At 65.4% G+C, this 18,458-nt stretch carries 18 protein-coding genes; 6 read left to right on the top strand and 12 right to left on the bottom strand.

The annotated features are described in order from the left end of the window. Window positions 1-78: 78 nt before the first annotated feature. Window positions 79-1,020: a GlxA family transcriptional regulator gene (locus tag ABIA90_RS39950; RefSeq protein WP_085401111.1), complete on the top strand. Its 942-nt coding sequence runs from the start codon at window positions 79-81 to the stop codon at window positions 1,018-1,020. A gap of 35 nt (window positions 1,021-1,055) precedes the next feature. Then, on the top strand, window positions 1,056-1,850 hold the full coding sequence (locus tag ABIA90_RS39945; protein ID WP_354121602.1) for a methyltransferase domain-containing protein: 795 nt from the start codon (window positions 1,056-1,058) through the stop codon (window positions 1,848-1,850). A 7-nt stretch (window positions 1,851-1,857) separates the two neighbouring features. Here the strand turns inward: ABIA90_RS39945 and ABIA90_RS39940 are convergent, their stop codons facing one another. Continuing rightward, the gene (locus ABIA90_RS39940; protein ID WP_166096383.1) at window positions 1,858-2,865 is read right to left on the bottom strand and encodes a Na+-dependent transporter; all 1,008 of its coding nucleotides are present in this window, start codon (window positions 2,863-2,865) and stop codon (window positions 1,858-1,860) included. Between the two features lie 8 nt (window positions 2,866-2,873). Next, window positions 2,874-3,821 carry a LipP1 family hormone-sensitive lipase gene (lipP1, locus tag ABIA90_RS39935; RefSeq protein WP_354121603.1) on the bottom strand — a complete coding sequence of 316 codons (948 nt, stop codon included), beginning with the start codon at window positions 3,819-3,821 and terminating at the stop codon, window positions 2,874-2,876. A gap of 203 nt (window positions 3,822-4,024) precedes the next feature. On the opposite strand from lipP1, the gene ABIA90_RS39930 reads away from it, so the two are divergent. Next, window positions 4,025-5,086 carry a DUF2155 domain-containing protein gene (locus ABIA90_RS39930; RefSeq protein ID WP_354121604.1) on the top strand — a complete coding sequence of 354 codons (1,062 nt, stop codon included), beginning with the start codon at window positions 4,025-4,027 and terminating at the stop codon, window positions 5,084-5,086. Window positions 5,087-5,126: 40 nt separating this feature from the next. Here the strand turns inward: ABIA90_RS39930 and aat are convergent, their stop codons facing one another. The 10 genes from aat to ABIA90_RS39880 all read right to left on the bottom strand — a co-directional run bounded on the left by aat (window position 5,127) and on the right by ABIA90_RS39880 (window position 14,990). Next, complete coding sequence (gene aat / locus ABIA90_RS39925; protein WP_085401100.1) at window positions 5,127-5,807, bottom strand: leucyl/phenylalanyl-tRNA--protein transferase; 681 nt, start codon at window positions 5,805-5,807, stop codon at window positions 5,127-5,129. Window positions 5,808-5,854: 47 nt separating this feature from the next. Beyond that, window positions 5,855-6,970 carry a sensor histidine kinase gene (locus ABIA90_RS39920; RefSeq protein WP_085401099.1) on the bottom strand — a complete coding sequence of 372 codons (1,116 nt, stop codon included), beginning with the start codon at window positions 6,968-6,970 and terminating at the stop codon, window positions 5,855-5,857. Beyond that, entirely contained in the window at window positions 6,967-7,407 is a 441-nt protein-coding gene (locus ABIA90_RS39915; RefSeq protein WP_063983554.1) for a response regulator, read from the bottom strand. Before ABIA90_RS39915 ends, ABIA90_RS39920 begins: the two co-directional genes overlap by 4 nt. Beyond that, a complete protein-coding gene (locus ABIA90_RS39910; protein WP_094184055.1) occupies window positions 7,404-8,921 on the bottom strand; it encodes a sensor histidine kinase in 1,518 nt (505 codons plus the stop codon). Before ABIA90_RS39910 ends, ABIA90_RS39915 begins: the two co-directional genes overlap by 4 nt. Window positions 8,922-9,024: 103 nt before the next feature. Beyond that, entirely contained in the window at window positions 9,025-10,380 is a 1,356-nt protein-coding gene (gene accC, locus ABIA90_RS39905) for an acetyl-CoA carboxylase biotin carboxylase subunit (RefSeq protein WP_135213476.1), read from the bottom strand. A gap of 59 nt (window positions 10,381-10,439) precedes the next feature. Further along, a complete protein-coding gene (accB, locus tag ABIA90_RS39900) occupies window positions 10,440-10,928 on the bottom strand; it encodes an acetyl-CoA carboxylase biotin carboxyl carrier protein (RefSeq protein WP_354121605.1) in 489 nt (162 codons plus the stop codon). Between the two features lie 35 nt (window positions 10,929-10,963). Then, on the bottom strand, window positions 10,964-11,431 hold the full coding sequence (gene aroQ / locus ABIA90_RS39895) for a type II 3-dehydroquinate dehydratase (RefSeq protein WP_354121606.1): 468 nt from the start codon (window positions 11,429-11,431) through the stop codon (window positions 10,964-10,966). Between the two features lie 257 nt (window positions 11,432-11,688). Beyond that, entirely contained in the window at window positions 11,689-12,483 is a 795-nt protein-coding gene (locus ABIA90_RS39890; protein ID WP_063983551.1) for a DUF1236 domain-containing protein, read from the bottom strand. A 237-nt stretch (window positions 12,484-12,720) separates the two neighbouring features. After that, a complete protein-coding gene (locus ABIA90_RS39885) occupies window positions 12,721-13,488 on the bottom strand; it encodes a DsbA family protein (RefSeq protein ID WP_063983550.1) in 768 nt (255 codons plus the stop codon). 98 nt (window positions 13,489-13,586) lie between these two features. Then, window positions 13,587-14,990 (bottom strand): M48 family metalloprotease, encoded by a 1,404-nt coding sequence (locus tag ABIA90_RS39880; RefSeq protein WP_071914367.1) that lies wholly within the window; start codon window positions 14,988-14,990, stop codon window positions 13,587-13,589. A gap of 178 nt (window positions 14,991-15,168) precedes the next feature. Here ABIA90_RS39880 and ABIA90_RS39875 point away from each other — a divergent pair, with 178 nt between their 5' ends. The 3 genes from ABIA90_RS39875 to ABIA90_RS39865 all read left to right on the top strand — a co-directional run bounded on the left by ABIA90_RS39875 (window position 15,169) and on the right by ABIA90_RS39865 (window position 18,438). Beyond that, window positions 15,169-16,356: a pyridoxal phosphate-dependent aminotransferase gene (locus tag ABIA90_RS39875; protein WP_354121607.1), complete on the top strand. Its 1,188-nt coding sequence runs from the start codon at window positions 15,169-15,171 to the stop codon at window positions 16,354-16,356. 106 nt (window positions 16,357-16,462) lie between these two features. Then, window positions 16,463-17,020, top strand: a complete 558-nt coding sequence (locus ABIA90_RS39870; RefSeq protein WP_063983547.1) for a biotin transporter BioY — start codon at window positions 16,463-16,465, stop codon at window positions 17,018-17,020. Between the two features lie 83 nt (window positions 17,021-17,103). After that, window positions 17,104-18,438, top strand: a complete 1,335-nt coding sequence (locus ABIA90_RS39865) for a dicarboxylate/amino acid:cation symporter (protein WP_135213481.1) — start codon at window positions 17,104-17,106, stop codon at window positions 18,436-18,438. Window positions 18,439-18,458: the final 20 nt, after the last annotated feature.

The raw sequence follows: 18,458 nt of genomic DNA, 5'->3' as shown, positions 1-18,458 counted from the left end.
GATGAGCTTGACGGACGCAGCCTCTCATGATGCCATTCCGTCCAAAATGGCGTATTTCCCTCACTTTCGGACATGACCATGATCGGCATCCTGATCTTCCCGGATTTCCAGTTGCTCGATGCGGCCGGCCCGATCTCGGTGTTCGAGATCGCGGCGCGCTGCACGGGCAAGACGACCACCGGAATCCGCGTGCTGGCACTGAACGCGGGGCCCGTGCGCAGCTCGTCAGGCGTCGAAATGATGGCGCGCGACTTCAGGTCGGCGAACGCGATCACGACACTGGTCATCGCGGGTGGGGCAGGCGTAACGGACGCCGCACGCTGCGAGGTCACGCGCGCCTTCGTGCAGCGGCTGGCGCGGCGCGGTGTGCGTGTCGCCAGCGTCTGCTCGGGCGCCTATGTGCTGGCCGAGGCGGGTCTGCTCGACGGGCGCCGCGCCACCACGCATTGGGGCCGCACACGGGATTTCGTCGCGCGCTATCCCAAGGTGAAGTTCGAGCCGGACCAGATCTTCACGCATGACGGCAATGTGTGGACGTCGGCGGGCATCACCGCGGGTATCGATCTCGCGCTCGCGATGGTCACCGAGGACCATGGTGAGGAGATCGCGCAACAGGCCGCCCGCCAGCTCGTGCTGTATCATCGCCGCAGCGGCGGCCAGTCGCAGTTCTCCTCACTGCTTGAATTGAAGACACCGAACGGCCGGTTCGGCGCGCTGCTGTCCTGGGCGCGCGAGAACCTCGATGCCCGGCTGACGGTCGAAGATCTCGCCGATCGTGCCGGCATGAGCGCGCGGCATTTTGCCCGCGCCTTTGCCGCGGAGACCGGCACGACACCGTCGAAGGCGATCGAGCGCTTACGGATCGAGGTCGCGCGCGAGCGCGTGCAGTCCTCGCGCGAGGCGATCGAGCTCGTCGCGGAGGCGACGGGATTTGGCGACCCCGAGCGCATGCGGCGCGCCTTCATCCGCGCCTTCGGCCAGCCGCCGCAGGCGCTGCGGCGCGCGGCGCGGGCGGGTTAGGAAATCTCACCTGGCACTCGAGCGTGGAGGCGAAGATGAGCGGGATGGAGTACAGCAACGAGAACGCGAAACGGCTCCAAAGACTTTATCTCACAGGGGACGTGACCGCCCAGCGCGCGGAGACCATTCGGCAGCTCAATCTGTCTGCCGGCGAGAGCGTTCTCGATATCGGATGTGGTCCCGGCTATCTCTGCGAAAGCATGGCGCAGATCGTTGGGCCTGATGGTGCTGTCGTCGGTATCGATGTGTCGACTGACCTGATCGAGGTCTGCAACCGGCAAAAGGCTTCCGCCTGGATTTCATATGCGATCGGCAACGCCACGGAATTGGGTCAACCCCATGCGTCGTTCGATGTCGTCGTGTGCACGCAGGTTGCCGAGTACGTGCCCGATGTTGACCGCGTCCTCGCAGAGACATTTCGCGTGCTCAAGCCAGGTGGCCGTACGATTTTTGTCGCAACGGATTGGGACGCGGTGGTGTGGCATTCCGAAAGCCCGGAACGTATGGCCGCGGTGATGAAATCATGGGAAGCGCACTGCGCTCACCCGCGTCTCCCGAGGTCGATGGCCCGCAGATTGGCGGATGCACGACTTCACCTGGACGGTGCGTCGGTCTTTCCAATCCTGAATTTGCAGTACGATGACGATAGCTACAGCAAGGGGCTGGCCCAGGGCATTCGGGACTTCGTCGCCCGCAGGAACGACGTTTCAGCCGATGATCTCGAAGCATGGCACAGCGAATTCGAGCGTCTCAGCGGGGCGGGGCAATACTTCTTCAGCACCAACCGCTATCTCTTCAGGGCCTCAAAGCCGGCTGCGACGCCGCTATGATTGCGTCCTAGGTCGCCTTGCCTGCAGCGGCCTCGCCGTTGCCATCCGCGCGGGCCACCAGGCGGCGTGCGATCGGCGTCAGCATGTAGGGCGCAAGGTGGATCGGAAATTGCGTCATCGCGAAATAGAGCCAGGTGGTAGGCGGCAGCGCGCCGGCGGTCGCCGCCAGCATCAGGCCCAGATTGCGCTGTGACACCATCAGCCCGAGCGCCAGCGCGCGCTCATAGCCGATGCGGCGGAACAGCAGCGTGGTCACGGCGAGCAGCGTGAAATAGATCGCGAAGGACAGAGCCGCAAGGCTGATGGTGAACACCGGCTGCGCCACCAGATCGTTCACAACATCGCCCATGATCGCGGCGGCGAAGATCAGGAGGATGATGATGTTGAAGCCGTCGATCGGCTTCCTGTGGCGTTGGATCGCTTTTGCGCCGAACACCCAACGGATGATGGTTGCGGCCAGCAGCGACGCCGCGAGGATGCCGAGCAGCTTCAGGCCGAGCGTCGCCGGCGTGACGCTGAGCATGCCGTCGAGGAATAGGCTTGCGAACAGTGACGCTGTGAAGGGGACCAGCGCGGTGGAGGTCACCAGCGTGACCAGCACGAGCGTGGCATCGAGCCCCATCAGGGCGGCGAGCGCCGGCGAGGCCATCATCGGCGAGGCCATGCTCTGGAGCATCAGGGCAACGGAAAGGCCGGGCGAGCGGTCGTTGAGCCCTGTTGCATAGATGATCAGTCCGACGATCAGCGGCACGCCCATCGTAGTCCAGGCGGTTGCGGTCGCAATCAGCGCCGGGCGGCGTAGGTGACCGTACAGCGCCGCGAGATCGACTCGCATGAAGGAGATGCAGAGCAGGACGAGGATCGCTTCGGTGATGTAGGGCCGCAGCAGCGCGCCAAGCGGCGGCACGGCGGCGGCGACGAACACGACCGCCGCGACCCCGCGGGTGCCCTGGCTGCCGAGCCATGTCAGCGCGCGCAGGGGGAGGGCGAAGACGGTTTGAAGAACGAAGGGCATGGGAGGCGTCAGCCCAGCTCCTTCAACCAGGCGCCGATCTCGCGCACCGCGACATTGGCTTGCTGCAGCAATTTGCCCATCGTGAAGAAGCCGTGGAATTGGCCGGGATAGTGCCTGTACGTGACGGGCACGCCGGCCTGCCTGAGGCGCTCGGCATAGTCGTCGCCTTCGTCGCGCAGCGGATCGGCGCCGGCCGTGAGCACATAGGCCGGCGGCAGCCCGGCAAGGCTCTTCGCGCGCGCCGGCGAGGCACGCAAGTCGTGGATGTCGGCTGTGCCGTTCAGATAGTGATCGCGGAACCAGCGGATCACCGAATGCGTCAGCAGCACGCTGGTCTCGGGCTCGCTGTGGGAGCCGTGCGTCATGGCGAAATCGGTCGCGGGGTAGATCAGGACCTGGCCCGCGATCTTCGGACCATTGCCGTCGCGTGCGGTGAGCGCGACCACGGCGGCAAGATTGCCGCCGGCGCTGTCGCCGCCGATCGAAAGGCGCGCAGCGTCGATGCCGAGTTCGCGCCCATTCGCGGCAATCCATTTCGTGGCGGCGATCGCGTCATCGGCGGCGGCGGGAAACTTGTGCTCGGGCGCGAGGTGGTAATCGACCGAGATCACGATCAGCGCGCCTGAAACGGCGAGCTGGCGGCAGACGACGTCGTGGGAGTCGAGATCGCCGATCACCCAGCCGCCGCCATGGAAGAACACCAGCGCCGGCGACAGGCCGTTCTGAACGCGCGGCTGCTTCGGGACGTAGATGCGGGCGGGGATTTCGCCGTGCGGCGCCGGGATCGCCAGCGCGGCGACGCGCTCCAGTTCCGGCGGCTCGGGGTTGGTGGCGAAGCGGGCCTGCCCGTAATAGGCGCGGGCTTCCGCTGCCGTCAGCGTCTCATAGGCGGGGCGGCCGGCCTCCTGGAACGCCTTGTAGACGGCGGCGGCATCGGGATCGAGCACGACGGGCATGGGAGCGACCTTGGGCTTTCTGTTGTCGTTGGACGTCGTTTCGGGGGCGCTGCCCGCCTCGGCCCCGGGGAGGGGCGGGTCAACTATCCCATCCGGTCGCCGGTCTGGCCAGCCGGCGGCGGGCAGGGCAGGGATGCCGCCCTTCCCCCGCCGTATTCGCCGTGTTAACCGGATGGCCTGCGAGCGGCGGTATCCCCTGTAGAATGTCCAGCAAGCCCGATTCGCTGTTGAAGCCGCGCGAGAAGATGGTTCGAACCTTTACCCTTACAAGACTTGCCCTGCCAGGTCTTGCGGCGCTTCTGGCCGCCACCGCATTGACGGTTGCGACGCCCGCGCAGGCGCAGATCGGCACGATCTTCTCGGACCCGCCGCCGCGGCCGCCGGGTTCGATTCCGCGTGGTCAGCCGCAGCCTCAGATCCCCGATGACGATGAAGAGGTCCCCGAGCTGCCGCCGCAGGGCCGCGTGCTGCCGTCGCGCCCGATGGCGCCGCCGCCGGGCCGGCAGGGTAACGTGATGCCGGGGCCGGTCGAATCCCAGCCCCTGGCGCCGCCGCCGGGCTCAACCGTCGCTCCGCCAAACCAGCCGCCGTCCGTGGCGGTCGCTCCGCCCAATCCGCAAGCCGCCCCGGGTGCGCCCGGTCAGCGCCAGCCCCAGCAGAAGGGCGGGCCGGGCGGCACTGTCCCGCAGACCCCGGCGAGCCTCCAGCCGGGCGACGAGGTCGTGACCGAGCCGCCGGCCCAGAAGATCGTGAACAAGAAGGCGACCTTCTCCGGCCTCGACAAGATCACCGGGCGCATCATCAATTTCGACGAGGACATCGGCGAGACCGTCCAGTTCGGCGCGCTGCGGGTCAAGACCGACGCCTGCTATACGCGGCCGGCGACGGAAGCCACCAATACCGACGCCTTCGTCGAGGTCGACGAGATCACCTTGCAGGGCGAGGTGAAGCGCATCTTCTCAGGCTGGATGTATGCGGCGAGCCCCGGCCTGCACGGCGTCGAGCATCCGATCTACGACATCTGGCTCACCGACTGCAAAGAGCCGCAGCAGACCATTGCGACCGCGGCGCCCGATCCGACCGCAGCAAAGCCGGCGGCTCCGCCGCCCGCGCAGAAGAAGGCGGCGCCACCCAAGCAGGCCGTGCAGCAGCGCCCGCCGCAGCCCTTGCCGCCGATCCAGCAGCAGCAGCAGCCGGCGCCGCCACCCCCGCCGCCGCCGGAGCAGCGGCCGGGCCTGTTCGGTATCCCGGGGTTTGGGCGTTAGACCAAATCCCCCGGGTTCGGGCGCTAGGCCCCATTACCGATCATGGACGGGAGGCGATGATATCGAGCGCGCGTGCGCCCGGGATCGCGTCGCCGGTTGACAACCGCAGGAAATCACCGGGGTCGCCGGCGAGCGCCTTGTCGAGCAGCGCGGTGTAGCGCCGCCGCGAAATCTCGACCGCGCCAAAACTCTTCAAATGATCAGTGACGTATTGCGTGTCGAGCAGCTCGAAGCCGCCATGGATCAGCCGCGCGACCAGGTGCACCAGCGCGACCTTCGAGGCATCGCGCGCGGTGTGAAACATGCTCTCGCCGAAGAAGGCGCGTCCGAGGCTGACGCCGTAGAGCCCGCCGACGAGGTCGTCGCCCTGCCAGGCCTCGACGCTGTGGCAATGGCCGAGCTCGTAGAGGCCGCCATAGAGGTCGCGAATCCGCTTGTTGATCCAGGTGTCCTCGCGCCCCGCCTGCGGCGCGGCGCAGCCGGCGATCGTTGCCTTGAACGCCGTGTTGACGGTGACGCGAAAGGCGTCCGTACGGACGGTGCGCGCGAGCCGCGAGGCCACGCGAAATCCCTCGAGCGGGATCACGCCGCGCAATTCCGGCTCGACCCAGAACAGGGTCGGATCGTCGGCGCTCTCGGCCATCGGAAAAATGCCGCAGGCATAGGCACGCAACAGCACGGCCGGCGTGATTTCAGACGAAGCGGAGTCGCGCGAAGTCATGGCGCAACAATAGCAGGATCGTGGAGGTGTTGCGAAGGGGGCGAGGGTCAGCCTGCGGCGGCGTTGTTGGTCTTGTCGGGGGCTGCGGGCGTGCGGCGGAACCTCAGCATGACGCGAGTTCCGGAATGGGCGGGGTCGCGCTCGACAGTGGCGTCGAGCTTGGTGGCCATCGCCGCGACGATGCGCTGGCCCATGCCGGTCGAGCGCGGATCCGCCTTGACCTTGTCACCGACGCCGTCGTCGGTGATCGCCAGCAGCAGATCCTCGCCATGCGAGGTCAGCTCGACATGGATGGGGCCGGCGCCGTCGGGATAGGCGTATTTCACCGCGTTCATCACCAGCTCGTTGACGATGATGCCGACGGCGACGGCGCGGTCCGGATCGATCTCGATCGGCTCGGCCTTCACCGTCAGGCGCGACATCCGGTTGCCTTCGGCCGAGCGCCTGAGATCCTCGAGCAGCGAATCCAGATACTGGTTCAGCACCACGCTCTTCAGGTCCTGCGAAGTGTAGAGCCGGCGGTGCACCTGCGCGACCGCGGCGACGCGGCCCATCGCGTTGGTCAGCGCCGCCTTGACCTCTTCCTGGCCCGCCGAGTTCGCCTGGAGATGCAGCAGCGAAGCGATGATCTGGAGCGAGTTGCCGACGCGGTGATTGACCTCGCGCAGCAGCAGCTCGCGTTCGGCGGCGAGCGCGGCGTAGCGGTCGCGCGATGCGTGGATCTCGGCCTCGGCTTCCTCGCGCGCCTTCTGCAATTCGGCCTGGCGCAGCGCGCCGTCGGCGGCGACGTGGAGCAGGGGGATGAAATCGCCCTTGACGTCCTTGACGAGATAATCGGCCGCGCCTGCCTTCAGCGCGGTGACCGCGATGCTGGAATCCTGCGACGCGGTGACGAACACCACGGGCGGCGCGCCTGGTATCGCCATGATCTGCTCGAGCGTCTCCAGCCCGTCGAGGCCGGGCATGTACTGGTCGAGCGCCACGACGTCGATGCAGCTGTCGGCGCTGTTTTGGGTCCCCGCGCGACGGATACGCTCCAGGCCTTCCTCGCCGCTCGCGGCATGAATGACCTTGTAGCCGCGTCGCGTCAGGCCGCGCTCGACCAGGCGGGCCAAGGCCGCGTCGTCGTCGATGTAGAGCAGTGTAGGCGGGTGCTGGTTCATGAGGCGGCGGGCGGGACCTGGATGACCGAGAAGAACAGGCCGAGCTGCCGGATGGCATTGGCGAAATTCTCGTAGTTCACGGGCTTGGTGATGTAGACGTTGCAGCCGAGTTCGTAGCAGCGCTTGATTTCCTGGCTGTCGTCGGTGGTGGTCAGCACCACCACGGGCGAGGCCTTCAGGTATTTGTTCTCCTTGATCTGCTTCAGGATGTCGATCCCGGTCATGTCGGGGAGATTGAGATCGAGCAGGATCAGGAGCGCATTGCCCTTCTGCACGAGCCCGCTGCCGTCTGAGCCGAACAGGTGCTTCACCGCGTCCGTGCCGTTGGCGAAGGGGATGATCTCGTTGTTGACGCCGGATCGGCGGATGTTGCGCTCGATCAGCCGGGCGTGGCCCTCGTCGTCCTCGATCATGATGATGGTGACGGGTTGAGTCATTGGTCGGCGTTCCGGTTGCTTGCGTTCCAGGTGATGGGCAGCGTGATGGTGAAGGTGCTGCCCGTATTCAGTTCCGATGATACCGACATGGTACCGCCGAGGCGGCGCACAAGTGCGCGCACATGCGCAAGACCAATGCCCTGACCAGGCTTGTCCTGGGTTCCCGCCCGGCGAAACAGGTCGAAAATCCGCTGGTGATCTTTCGGATCGATCCCGCGGCCATTATCGCTGATCTCGAAGATAGCGTAGCCAAGCTTGGTGCGCCCGCGGATTCTGATCTCGCCGGGGGCGCCGGCCTTGAGATATTTGATGGCGTTGTCGATCAGATTGGAGAAGATCTGCTCCAGCGCAAGGCGGTCGCTGACGAGATCCGGCAGCGGCGCGACATGGATCTCGGCCTGCGCTTCGGCGGACTGATGCGCCAGCGTCGAGACGATGGCTTCGATCAGCTCGCGGGTGTCGATCTTCTCGGGCACGAATTCGCGCCGGCCCTCGCGGGTGAGGTTGAGGATCGCCGAGATCAGGCGGTCCATCTTGGCGATCGACGACTTGATGAAGCCGAGCGCTTCGGAAAAATCCGTTGAAAGCTGCTTGTCGGGGCCTTCGAGCGTGACCTCGCCGTCAGCTAGCGGCGGGCCATCGGCCGGGACATGGGTAAGGCCGCCGATACGGCGGAAAATGTCGCCGCTGAGCTCTTCGAGTTCGCTGGTGAAGCCCATGATGTTGACGAGTGGCGAGCGAAGATCGTGACTGACGATATAGGCAAAGCGCTGAATCTCGTTGTTGGCCTCGCGCAGGTCTGCCGTGCGTTCGTCGACCACGGTCTCGAGGTTGGCGTAGGCGTCGCGCAGGCGCGTCTCGGCCTCGTCGCGGGCCAGCACCGAGCGCCGCACCAGCCAGATCGAGATCAGGGTCAGCAGCACCACGAGGCCCGAACCGATGCCGGTCATCGAGGCCGCCAGCGTCTGGCTGCGGTCGGAATTGGCCGATCGGAGCCGGAACAGACGCTCCTCCTCCTGGATCATGGAGACGGCGACTTTGCTGATCTCGGCCGTGGTGTCGGTGGAGGCGGCCTCGCGGACCTGCGCTATGGCCTTGTCCGGCCGATTCTGGCCGATGAAGTCCAACTCCTGCTTGAATTGCCCCAGCCGGATTTCGATCGCCGCGCTCAGCTTCTCGATGTTGCCGCGTTGGTCCGGATTATCGCGGGTCAGGCGCGTGAGCTTGTCGAGGGCAGGTATGATCGCTGCCACGGCTTTCTCATGGTCGGCCTTGAAATCCGCCCCTTGGGTCAGGAGATAGCCGCGGGCGGCGCTCTCGGCACGCCGGATTTCCAGCAGCAGAGCGTTGATCTGGTTCTCCGCCTCGATGGTGTGGATCACCCATTTGCTATCGTCTCTGGCCTTGTTGACCAGGTAGACGGAGCCGGCGCTGATCACGGTCAACACCAGAAGACCCGCCGAGAACAGCAGGATCTGCCACATGGAGCGCCGTCGTTGCGCTTCAGTCGTCACGACGGTCTCGCTTCGTCACGTCAACGGAACTCAAAAGGCCCCCTTGGAACTGTCCCCGTCCAGAACGCGATGGGGGCCAAAGGGTTCCATGGGAGGAGAGGGGTCACCCCGCGACCGGTTCCTTGCCCGCGAGGTACTGTTCCAGCCAGTGGATGTGATAGTCGCCGTTGATGATGTCGTCCTGGCGCACCAGGTCGCGGAACAGCGGCAGCGTCGTCTCGATACCCTCGACCACCATCTCGTCCAGTGCCCGGCGCAGCCGCATCAGGCATTCGGCGCGAGTCTTGCCGTGGACGATGAGCTTGCCGACGAGGGAGTCGTAATAGGGCGGGATGGTGTAGCCCTGATAGACCGCAGAATCGATGCGCACGCCGAGCCCGCCGGGCTGGTGATATTGCGTGATGCGGCCCGGCGAGGGACGGAAGCTCTGCGGGTTCTCGGCGTTGATACGGCACTCGATCGCGTGGCCGATGATCTGAATCTCGCTTTGCTTGGCCGGCAGATCGCCGCCGGCAGCGATGCGGATCTGCTCCAGCACGAGGTCGATGTCGGTGATGCTCTCGGTGACGGGATGCTCGACCTGGATGCGGGTATTCATCTCGATGAAGTAGAACTCGCCGTCCTCGAAAAGGAATTCGATGGTGCCGACGCCGAGATATTTCATCTCGCGCATCGCCTTGGCGCAGGTTTCGCCGATCTTGGCGCGTGCAGCGGCAGCAAGGACGGGCGAGGGACCTTCCTCCCAGACCTTCTGGTGGCGGCGCTGCAGCGAGCAATCGCGCTCGCCGAGATGGATCGCGCCGCCGCGGCCGTCACCGAGGATCTGGATTTCGATATGACGCGGCTTCTGGAGGTATTTTTCGAGATAGACGGACGCGTCACCGAAGGCGGACTTGGCCTCGTTGGCTGCCGTCGACAGCGCCACCTGGAGGTCGGCCTCGCTCTGCGCGACCTTCATGCCGCGGCCGCCGCCGCCGGCGGCTGCCTTGACCAGCACGGGGAAGCCGATCTTCCTGGCGATCGCCATCGCGTCGTCCTCGGGGCCGACCGCGCCGTCCGAGCCGGGCACCACGGGAATGCCGAGCTTCCTGGCCGTCTTCTTGGCCTCGATCTTGTCGCCCATCAGGCGGATGTGCTCAGCCTTGGGGCCGATGAAATGCAGATTGTGCTCGGAAAGGATTTCGGCGAAGCGCGCGTTCTCGGAGAGGAAGCCGTAGCCGGGATGCACGGCATCCGCGCCGGTGATCTCGCAGGCCGCGAGCAGCGCGGGCACGTTGAGATAGCTGTCCTTGGACGGCGGCGGCCCGATGCAGACGCTCTCGTCCGACAGGCGCACATGCATGGCGTCGGCGTCGGCGGTGGAGTGCACGGCGACGGTCGCGATGCCGAGCTCCTTGCAGGCGCGCAGGATGCGAAGGGCGATCTCGCCGCGATTGGCTATGAGGATCTTGTCGAACATGGTGTCCTTAAGGGACTGGCGCGCGGGAAGCGGCTAGGGCGGCTGACCGCCCACGACCATTACTCAATGATGACGAGCGGCTCGCCGTACTCGACCGGCTGGCCGTCTTCGACCAGAATCTGCGTCACCGTGCCGGCGCGCGGCGAGGGGATCTGGTTCATGGTCTTCATGGCTTCGATGATCAGCAGCGTCTGGCCGACCGAGACCTTGCTGCCGACCTCGATGAACGGCTTGGCGCCGGGCTCCGGCGCCCAGTAGGCGGTGCCGACCATCGGCGAGATCACCGCGCCCGGATGCTTCGACAGGTCGGCCGCGGCCGGCGCGGCGGCAGCTGCAGCCGCCGGCAGGATGGCGGGACCGGCCGCCATCTGCATCGGCATGGTGGCGGCGACGCTGATGTTGCGGGCGACGCGGAGGCGAAGGCCGGCCCGTTCGATCTCGATCTCGGTGAGGCTGGTCTCATCGAGCAGAAGTGCGAGCTCGCGGACGAGCGCGGAATCCTCGCTGGAAAACTTTACGGCTGCTTTGTCGTCTGGCTGGCGCGCCATGTTCTGATCCGAATGTTCTGTGTGAAGAGGGAGCGTCAGGCTTTGGGCTTGATGCCGAGCTTGGCGGCAAGGCCCTGGATCGCGAGGCGGTAGCCCTCGATGCCGAAACCGCAGAGCGAGGCGAAGGCCGCGCGCGCGGTGTAGGAATGGTGACGGAAGCTCTCGCGGGCGTGGATGTTGGTCATGTGCACTTCGACGGTCGGGATCTGCACCGCGAGCAGCGCGTCGTGCAGCGCGATCGAGGTGTGCGAATAGCCGCCGGCATTGATGATGATGCCCTTCATCTTGCGGGCGTGCGCCTCGTGGATGAAGTCGATCAACTCGCCTTCGCGGTTGGACTGCCGGCAGTCGGCCTTGAGGCCGAATGCCGCCGCCGCTTCGCGGCACAGCGTTTCGACGTCGGCCAGCGTCGCATGGCCATACTTCTCGGGCTCGCGCGTCCCCAACATGTTGAGGTTCGGCCCGTTGAGAACGAGGATCGTGTCGGTTGCTGGTTCGGCCATTCCAATCCCGCAAGAGGTGCTTCGGCGTGGCGGGGGTTATAGGTAACAAAGCGCCCTAGGGGAAGCCTTGAAGGACCTCCCAGGGGGCTTCAAACAGCTCATCCGGGGTGCAAAAACCTGTGCGGAAGTTACGGAAATTGCTTGTTAACCAGTTCTAATCGTGGCTGCCGGGCGGGATAGGCAGGGGAGGCCGCCCAATAGACCAAAAGCCCCTGCCGATCTCTCGGCAAGGGCTTATCGGGCGTCAGCCAAGCGGCTTAGCCTTCGATGATGTACACGATCTCGCGCGTCTGCGGACGGACGATGATGTACTGTCCGCGGACGTAGATCACGTCATAGCCGCGCCACTCCGGATAGATTTCCACGATCCGGGGCGGCAGCGGATGGAAGCGAACGGACGCCGGGATCGCGGCGCCGACCGAGATGTTGAAGTTGACGTTGGTGGTCTCTTCGATCTTGGTCGACTTGATCGCCGTTGAGATCTCGGTCCGCTTCTCGGCAGGCGGTGCCGCAGCGGTCGCAGGCGCGGCGCCGGTCGTGGTCTGAGACTTGGTGTCGGCAGCCTTGCTGTCCGCGCCCTTGGTCTGGGCGTTCATGTTGCCGCTCTTGGTGTCAGTCTCGGTGCTCTTGGACTTGTCCATCTGGGACTTGTCCATCGTGCTCTTGGACTTGTCCTGCGCGCCCTGGGCGTGCTCACCCTTGGTCGCGCCGGCCTTCTCGTCAGCCGCGTTCTTGTTCATCGTGCCGGATTTTTCCATCCCGCCTGACTTTTCCATCGCACCGGATTTCTCCGTCGCGCCGGACGACTTCTCCTCGGCTGCTCCGCCGGGCTTCATGGCGCCGCCAGCTTGGCCGACGGTGCCCCTCTCGGGAGCGGCTTCCTTGCCCATCGCACCACGTTCAGCTGCGCCGCCGGCGGGTTGCGAATGTTGCGTCGGCTGCGCACCGGCGCCACCACCGCTGTCGCGGTTCATGGTGCCCTGTGCGTTCGCCAGACCGGTGCCCGCCACGAGCGCGAGTGCGGCAACCGAGATCATAAAGCGGTTAGACATCAAATTTCTCCTCACGTGTTTCTTTGCGTCATTGCCCGCGCCACCAACGAAAGGAGATTTGAGTTGTTCCGGAACATCGGCGGTTCCGGGGTATTTGTTTCTTAAACGCGAGATGAATGCGCGCGCCGGATTCGCGCCAGAATTCGCGCAGAGCTGCGGTCAACGAAAAAGGCCGGCTGTTCAGCCGGCCTCGTCGCATGCGCAGATTGTGAAATGCGGGATCAGCAGGTCGCCTTGTTAGCAGGTCGCCTTGCCGCAACGGGCAACGCCGATCTTTTCCTTCAGGCCTTCGAGGCCGACGGCGCCGATCACGATCTGCTTGCCGATCACGTAGCTCGGCGTGCCGTTCATGCCCATCGCTTCGGCGAGCTTGAAATTCTCCTCGATGGTGGCGCGCACCTCGGGGCTGCCGATGTCCTTCTCGATCTTCGCGGTGTCGAGGCCGGCTTCCTTGGCCGCCTGAAGCGCGCGCGCCTTGTCGGCGGCGCCACGGCCGCCGAGCAGCTTCTGGTGGAAGTCGAGATACTTCTTGCCGGTGGGATCCTGCATGCGCACGGCGACCGCGACCTGCGCCGCTTCGACCGAGCCCTGGCTCAGCACCGGAAACTCCTTCAGCACGACCTTCAGCTTCGGATCGGCCTTCATGAGGTCGAGCATATCGCCCATCGCGCGCTTGCAGTAGCCGCAATTGTAATCGAAGAACTCGACGAAGGTGACGTCGCCGTCCTTGTTGCCGAGCACGACCTGGCGCGGCGAGTTGAAGATCGCATCGGAGTTCTGCGCGATGCTGGCTTCGTGCTTCTGCGTTTCGGCCGCGGCCTGGCGCTTGGTGAGTTCGGTCATCGCTTCCTCGAGCACCTCGGGATGGGTGACGAGATAATTCTTGATGATCGCCTCGATGTCGGTGCGCTGGGCATCCGAGAAGCTGTCGGCCGACGCGGGAACGGCTGCGCCGAAGATGGCGAGCGCGAACAGCGCGGGAGCAAGCAGGCGCAGCGAAGGCATAGGCAAATCCTCTTATCGAAAGCTGGTTTCGGAAAACGTCCCGGCGGACTTAAGCTCGGTGTCGTGACGTCGTGGTGTCAGGCGTCGTCTTGGTCGCGTTAGTTGCGCGGCGGCTTGGCCGCCACGATATCGTCGGCCTTGACCCATCCGGGCGTGCCGACGGCGAAACGGGTTTTCGCGCGCGTGGCGAGCTCGCGGGCGGTCTTGTTGTCGCCGCGCAGATAAGCGGCCTGCGCCGACGCCAGATCCGCCTCGGCATAGTCGCCCTTCCGGCCATAAGCCATCGCGAGTTGCATATAGCCGAGCGCAGCCTCCGGTTCCCGTGCCACCGCGGCCCGGAGAATCCGAACGGCATCATCGGTGTAGGCCTTATTATCCGATCCAACCAGAGCCTGCCCAAGTAACATCTCGATGAGGGGGGCGTTGTTGGACAGCTGCACCGCCTTGCGCAGGGCGGGGATCGCCTCGGCCGGCTTGCCGCCCTCCAGCAGTGCCTGGCCGCGCACCTCGTAGAAATACGGGTTGTTCGGCTGGACCTGGATCAGCGCGTCGATCTGGGCCAGGGCGCTGCGTAAATCGCCGTGCAGATAGGTGCTGATGGCGCGGGCATAGCGCGCCGGCATGCTGTCGTTCGTCTGGGGATAGCGGCGGTAGACCGTCTCCGGCCGCTCCATGAACGCGGAAATCTTGGCGCGCGCCATGTCGTGGCGGAGCTGGAGCGCGGGATCGTCCTTCTTGTCCCAATAGGGGCTGGAACTGGCGAATTCCTGAAGCGATGCGACACGCTCGGCGGGCATCGGATGCGACTGGAGATAGGGATCGGCGCCGCGGGACGCGAACAGGCTCTCGCTGGTGAAGCGCTTGAAGGTCTCGTACATGCCCTTCGGCGACTGCTGGGTCGCGGTCAGGAATTTCACGCCGGCGCGGTCGGCGTTCTCCTCCTGCTGGCGCTGATAGGACAGCAGCGTGCGGCGGATCATCTCCTGCGGTCCGGCGATGGCGGCGGCACCGGCATTGGCGAGGCCGTTGTTGCCGGCGCTGTTGCTGCCTCGGGTGCTACCCACGGCAATCGCGCCGGCCCCGAGCAGCATGGCGATGATCATCTGGGTCTGTGCGTTGGCGAGCTGTTCGCGCAGCTTGGACAGATGGCCGCCGGCCAGATGCCCGGTCTCGTGCGCGAGCACGCCGATGATCTGGTTCGGCGTCTCCGACTGCATGATCGCGCCGTAATTGACAAAGATGCGGCGGCCGTCCGCGACGAACGCGTTGAACGAGCTTTCGTTGATGATCACCATCTGGATGTTCTGCTTTTCCAGACCGGCAACGCGCAGGATCGGGCGCGTGTATTCGCGCAGCAGCTGCTCGGTCTCGGTGTCGCGCAGGATCGGCGGCCCCTTGGCCTGCGCATGCGCGGCCGGCGTCGGCAACAGCGCGATCGCCGCTGCAGTGACGAGGGCGGTGAGGGTGGAGGCCTTCTTGCGCAATGCGATCTGGAGCAACATCAGGCGGTCTGGGTCAAACGGTCTTGATCAAGCAGTTTCGTGATTGGTTTTTGGCGATTGGCGGCGGACCGGATACGAGATATGCCCTTATGAGCCGTACAATGCGGCCAGTCTGGGGCGCAAGCGCCCCGTTTCCCGGACCGAACCGACCGGTTCGCCAGCGAAATAGCAGAATTCGATGCACGATGCGACATTGAGGAACCGGGTGGGGCAGTGGCTCGAGCCCTCCCGCCGCAGCGATGTTCCCCCGTTCATGGTGATGGACGTGATGGCCGCCGCGGCCCGAATCGAGGCGGCAGGCGGCCATGTCATCCACATGGAGGTCGGCCAGCCCGCAACCGGCGCCCCAAAGACCGCGATCGCGGCCGCCCATGCGGCGCTCGAGGCGGGGCGGATCGATTACACCTCCGCTCTCGGCATCCCCTCATTGCGCGAACGCATCGCGCGCCACTATCGGGATGCCTATGGCTGCGATGTCAGCCCCGAGCGGATCGTGGTGACGACAGGCTCCTCCGGCGGTTTCATCCTGGCCTTCCTGTCGATGTTCGCGCCCGGCGACCGGGTGGCCGTGACGGTGCCGGGCTATCCGCCCTACCGTCACATCCTCACCGCGCTTGGTTGCGAGCCGGTGCTGATCGAGACCACCAATGACACGCGCCATGCGCTGACCGGCGAGGCGCTGCTGGCCGCGCATCGCAAGGCGCCGCTGAAGGGCGTGCTGGTCGGCAGCCCGGCCAATCCGACCGGGACGATGATGTCCCGCGAGGCGCTCGCCGGCCTGATCGCTGCGGCGGAAGACGCCGGCATCCGCTTCATCTCCGACGAGATCTATCACGGGCTCGACTACGCGTTTCCGGCGGCGACCGCGGCGGCGCTGTCGGAGCACGCACTCGTGATCAACTCGTTCTCGAAATATTTTTGCATGACGGGCTGGCGCGTCGGCTGGATGGTCGTGCCCGAGATACTGGTGCGGCCGATCGAGCGGCTGCAGCAGAACCTCTCGATCTCGGTGCCTTCGCTATCGCAGATCGCGGCCGAGGCCGCCTTCGACGGCGCGGCCGAGATGGAGGAGATCAAGCACGGCTATCAGGAAAACCGGCGCATCCTGATCGAGGGATTGCCCAAGGCGGGCCTCAGCAAGTTCCTGCCTGCCGACGGCGCCTTTTATCTCTATGCCGACGTCTCGGACTTCACCTCGGACAGTTTCGAGTTCGCCAAGCAGATGCTGGAGCAGGCGCACGTTGCGGCCACGCCGGGTCTCGATTTCGATCCCATCCATGGTCGTTCGTTCATACGGCTTTCCTATGCGCGTTCGGAAGCGGAGATGCGGGAGGCAGTTGACCGGATCGCTCACTGGCTTAAATAGCCGCCAGTTTTCGACAGCCGTCTCGACACCAGCCCTGCGGAGTTCAACTTTGTCTGACCGTTCCCTCCCGTCCGTCGCCAGGCCGCATTCTCCTCTCGCCGCATTGATGTGGCCGACCCGTCCGGGTGAAACCGTCGGCGCACTTCGCGCCGTCGTGCTGATTGCGCTCGGCACCGCCTTGATGGCGCTATCAGCCAAGGTGAATCTGCCACTGCCTTACGTGCCCATGACCCTGCAGACGCTGGTCGTGCTGATGATCGGCGCCGCCTATGGCTGGCGCCTTGGCAGCGCAACCATGATCGCCTACCTCGCCGAAGGCGCGATGGGGCTGCCGGTGTTCGCCGGCCCGGTCGGTGGAATTGCACCGCTGGTCGGCCCGACTGCCGGCTACCTGTATGGCTTCGTGCTGGCTGCCTTCATCACCGGCTGGCTGGCCGAGCGCGGCTGGGATCGCAACGTCGTGTTCCTGTTTGGAGCAATGGCGCTCGCCCATGTCGTCATCTTCATCGCCGGCTTCGGCTGGCTGGCCTACGTCATCGGCCTTGGCGCAACCAAGGCTTGGGCGGTCGGCGTCGCGCCGTTCATTGCGGCATCGGTGGTCAAGAACGCGCTGGGCGCCGCGCTGATGCCGGCGGCCCGCCGGATCGTCGATCGACGCGGGTAAAGCGCACCATTCCGAGCAGTTCCGATTGACAGAGCCGGCCAAGTTGATCTTGGCTGGCTCTGAGTTTGAGGGGGAGTGAAACAATGACGACGACAACGATGGCGGGGGCGCCGGTCGCGCCGGCCGCCGCCAAGCCTTGGTACAAGGTTCTCTACGTCCAGGTGCTGATCGCCATCGTGCTCGGCGCCTTGGTCGGCTGGCTGTGGCCGTCGCTCGCCACCAACGAGTGGATCAAGGCGATGGGCGACGGCTTCATCAAGCTGATCAAGATGGTGATTGCGCCGATCATCTTCTGCACCGTGGTCTCCGGCATCGCGCATATCCAGGACGCCAAGAAGGTCGGCCGCATCGGCGTCAAGGCGCTGGTCTATTTCGAGGTCGTCTCGACCTTCGCGCTGGTGATCGGACTCATCATCGGCAACCTGGTGAAGCCGGGTGCGGGCTTCGGCAGCGCCGCCGCCAACGCGCAGGCCGTCGCCAACTACGCCAAGCAGGCCGAGGGCCAGAGGTCGGTCGACTTCATCCTGCACATCATCCCCGACACCGTGGTCGGCGCCTTCGCGCAAGGCGAGATCCTGCAGGTGTTGCTGTTCTCGGTGCTGTTCGGCTTCGCCATCATGGGCCTCGGCGAGCGCGGCCATACCATCCGCAGCTTCATCGATGACGCCGCGCATGCGGTGTTCGGAGTCATCTCCATCGTGATGCGCGCGGCGCCGATCGGCGCCTTCGGCGCAATGGCCTACACCATCGGCAAGTTCGGCACCGGGGCGATCCTCAACCTGGTCGGCCTGATCGCGACGTTCTACGTCACCGCGGCGCTGTTCGTATTCGTCGTGCTCGGAACCATCGCGCGCCTCGCCGGCTTCTCCATCTTCAAGTTCCTCGCCTACATCAAGGACGAGCTGCTGATCGTGCTCGGCACCTCGTCCTCGGAAAGCGCGCTGCCTTCCTTGATGGAGAAACTCGAGCGCCTCGGCTGCTCGAAGTCGGTGGTCGGCCTCGTGGTGCCCACGGGCTATTCGTTCAATCTCGACGGCACCAACATTTACATGACGCTGGCGACGCTGTTCATCGCGCAGGCGCTCGGCTTCGATCTCACCTTCGGCCAGCAGCTCACCATCCTGGTGGTGGCGATGCTGACCTCGAAGGGGGCCTCCGGCATCACCGGCGCGGGCTTCATCACGCTGGCCGCGACGCTCGCCGTGGTCGATCCGCGCCTCGTGCCGGGCATGGCAATCGTGCTCGGCATCGACAAGTTCATGAGCGAGTGCCGCGCGCTGACCAACCTCTGTGGCAACGGCGTGGCCTGCGTGATCGTCGCCTGGTGGGAAGGTGAGCTCGACCGCGACAAGCTCAACGCCAACCTCGCCAGGCAGATCGATCCGACCGACTTGGAGACGGCCGTCACGACGGACTGATCTGCCGGTGGCGGCGCGGC

It is taken from the genome of Bradyrhizobium sp. LA6.8, assembly GCF_040547935.1.
GTDB classification, from domain to species: domain Bacteria; phylum Pseudomonadota; class Alphaproteobacteria; order Rhizobiales; family Xanthobacteraceae; genus Bradyrhizobium; species Bradyrhizobium barranii.
The sequence above is the reverse complement of the archived record's forward strand: the minus strand, read 5'-3'. Positions and strand labels throughout refer to the sequence as shown.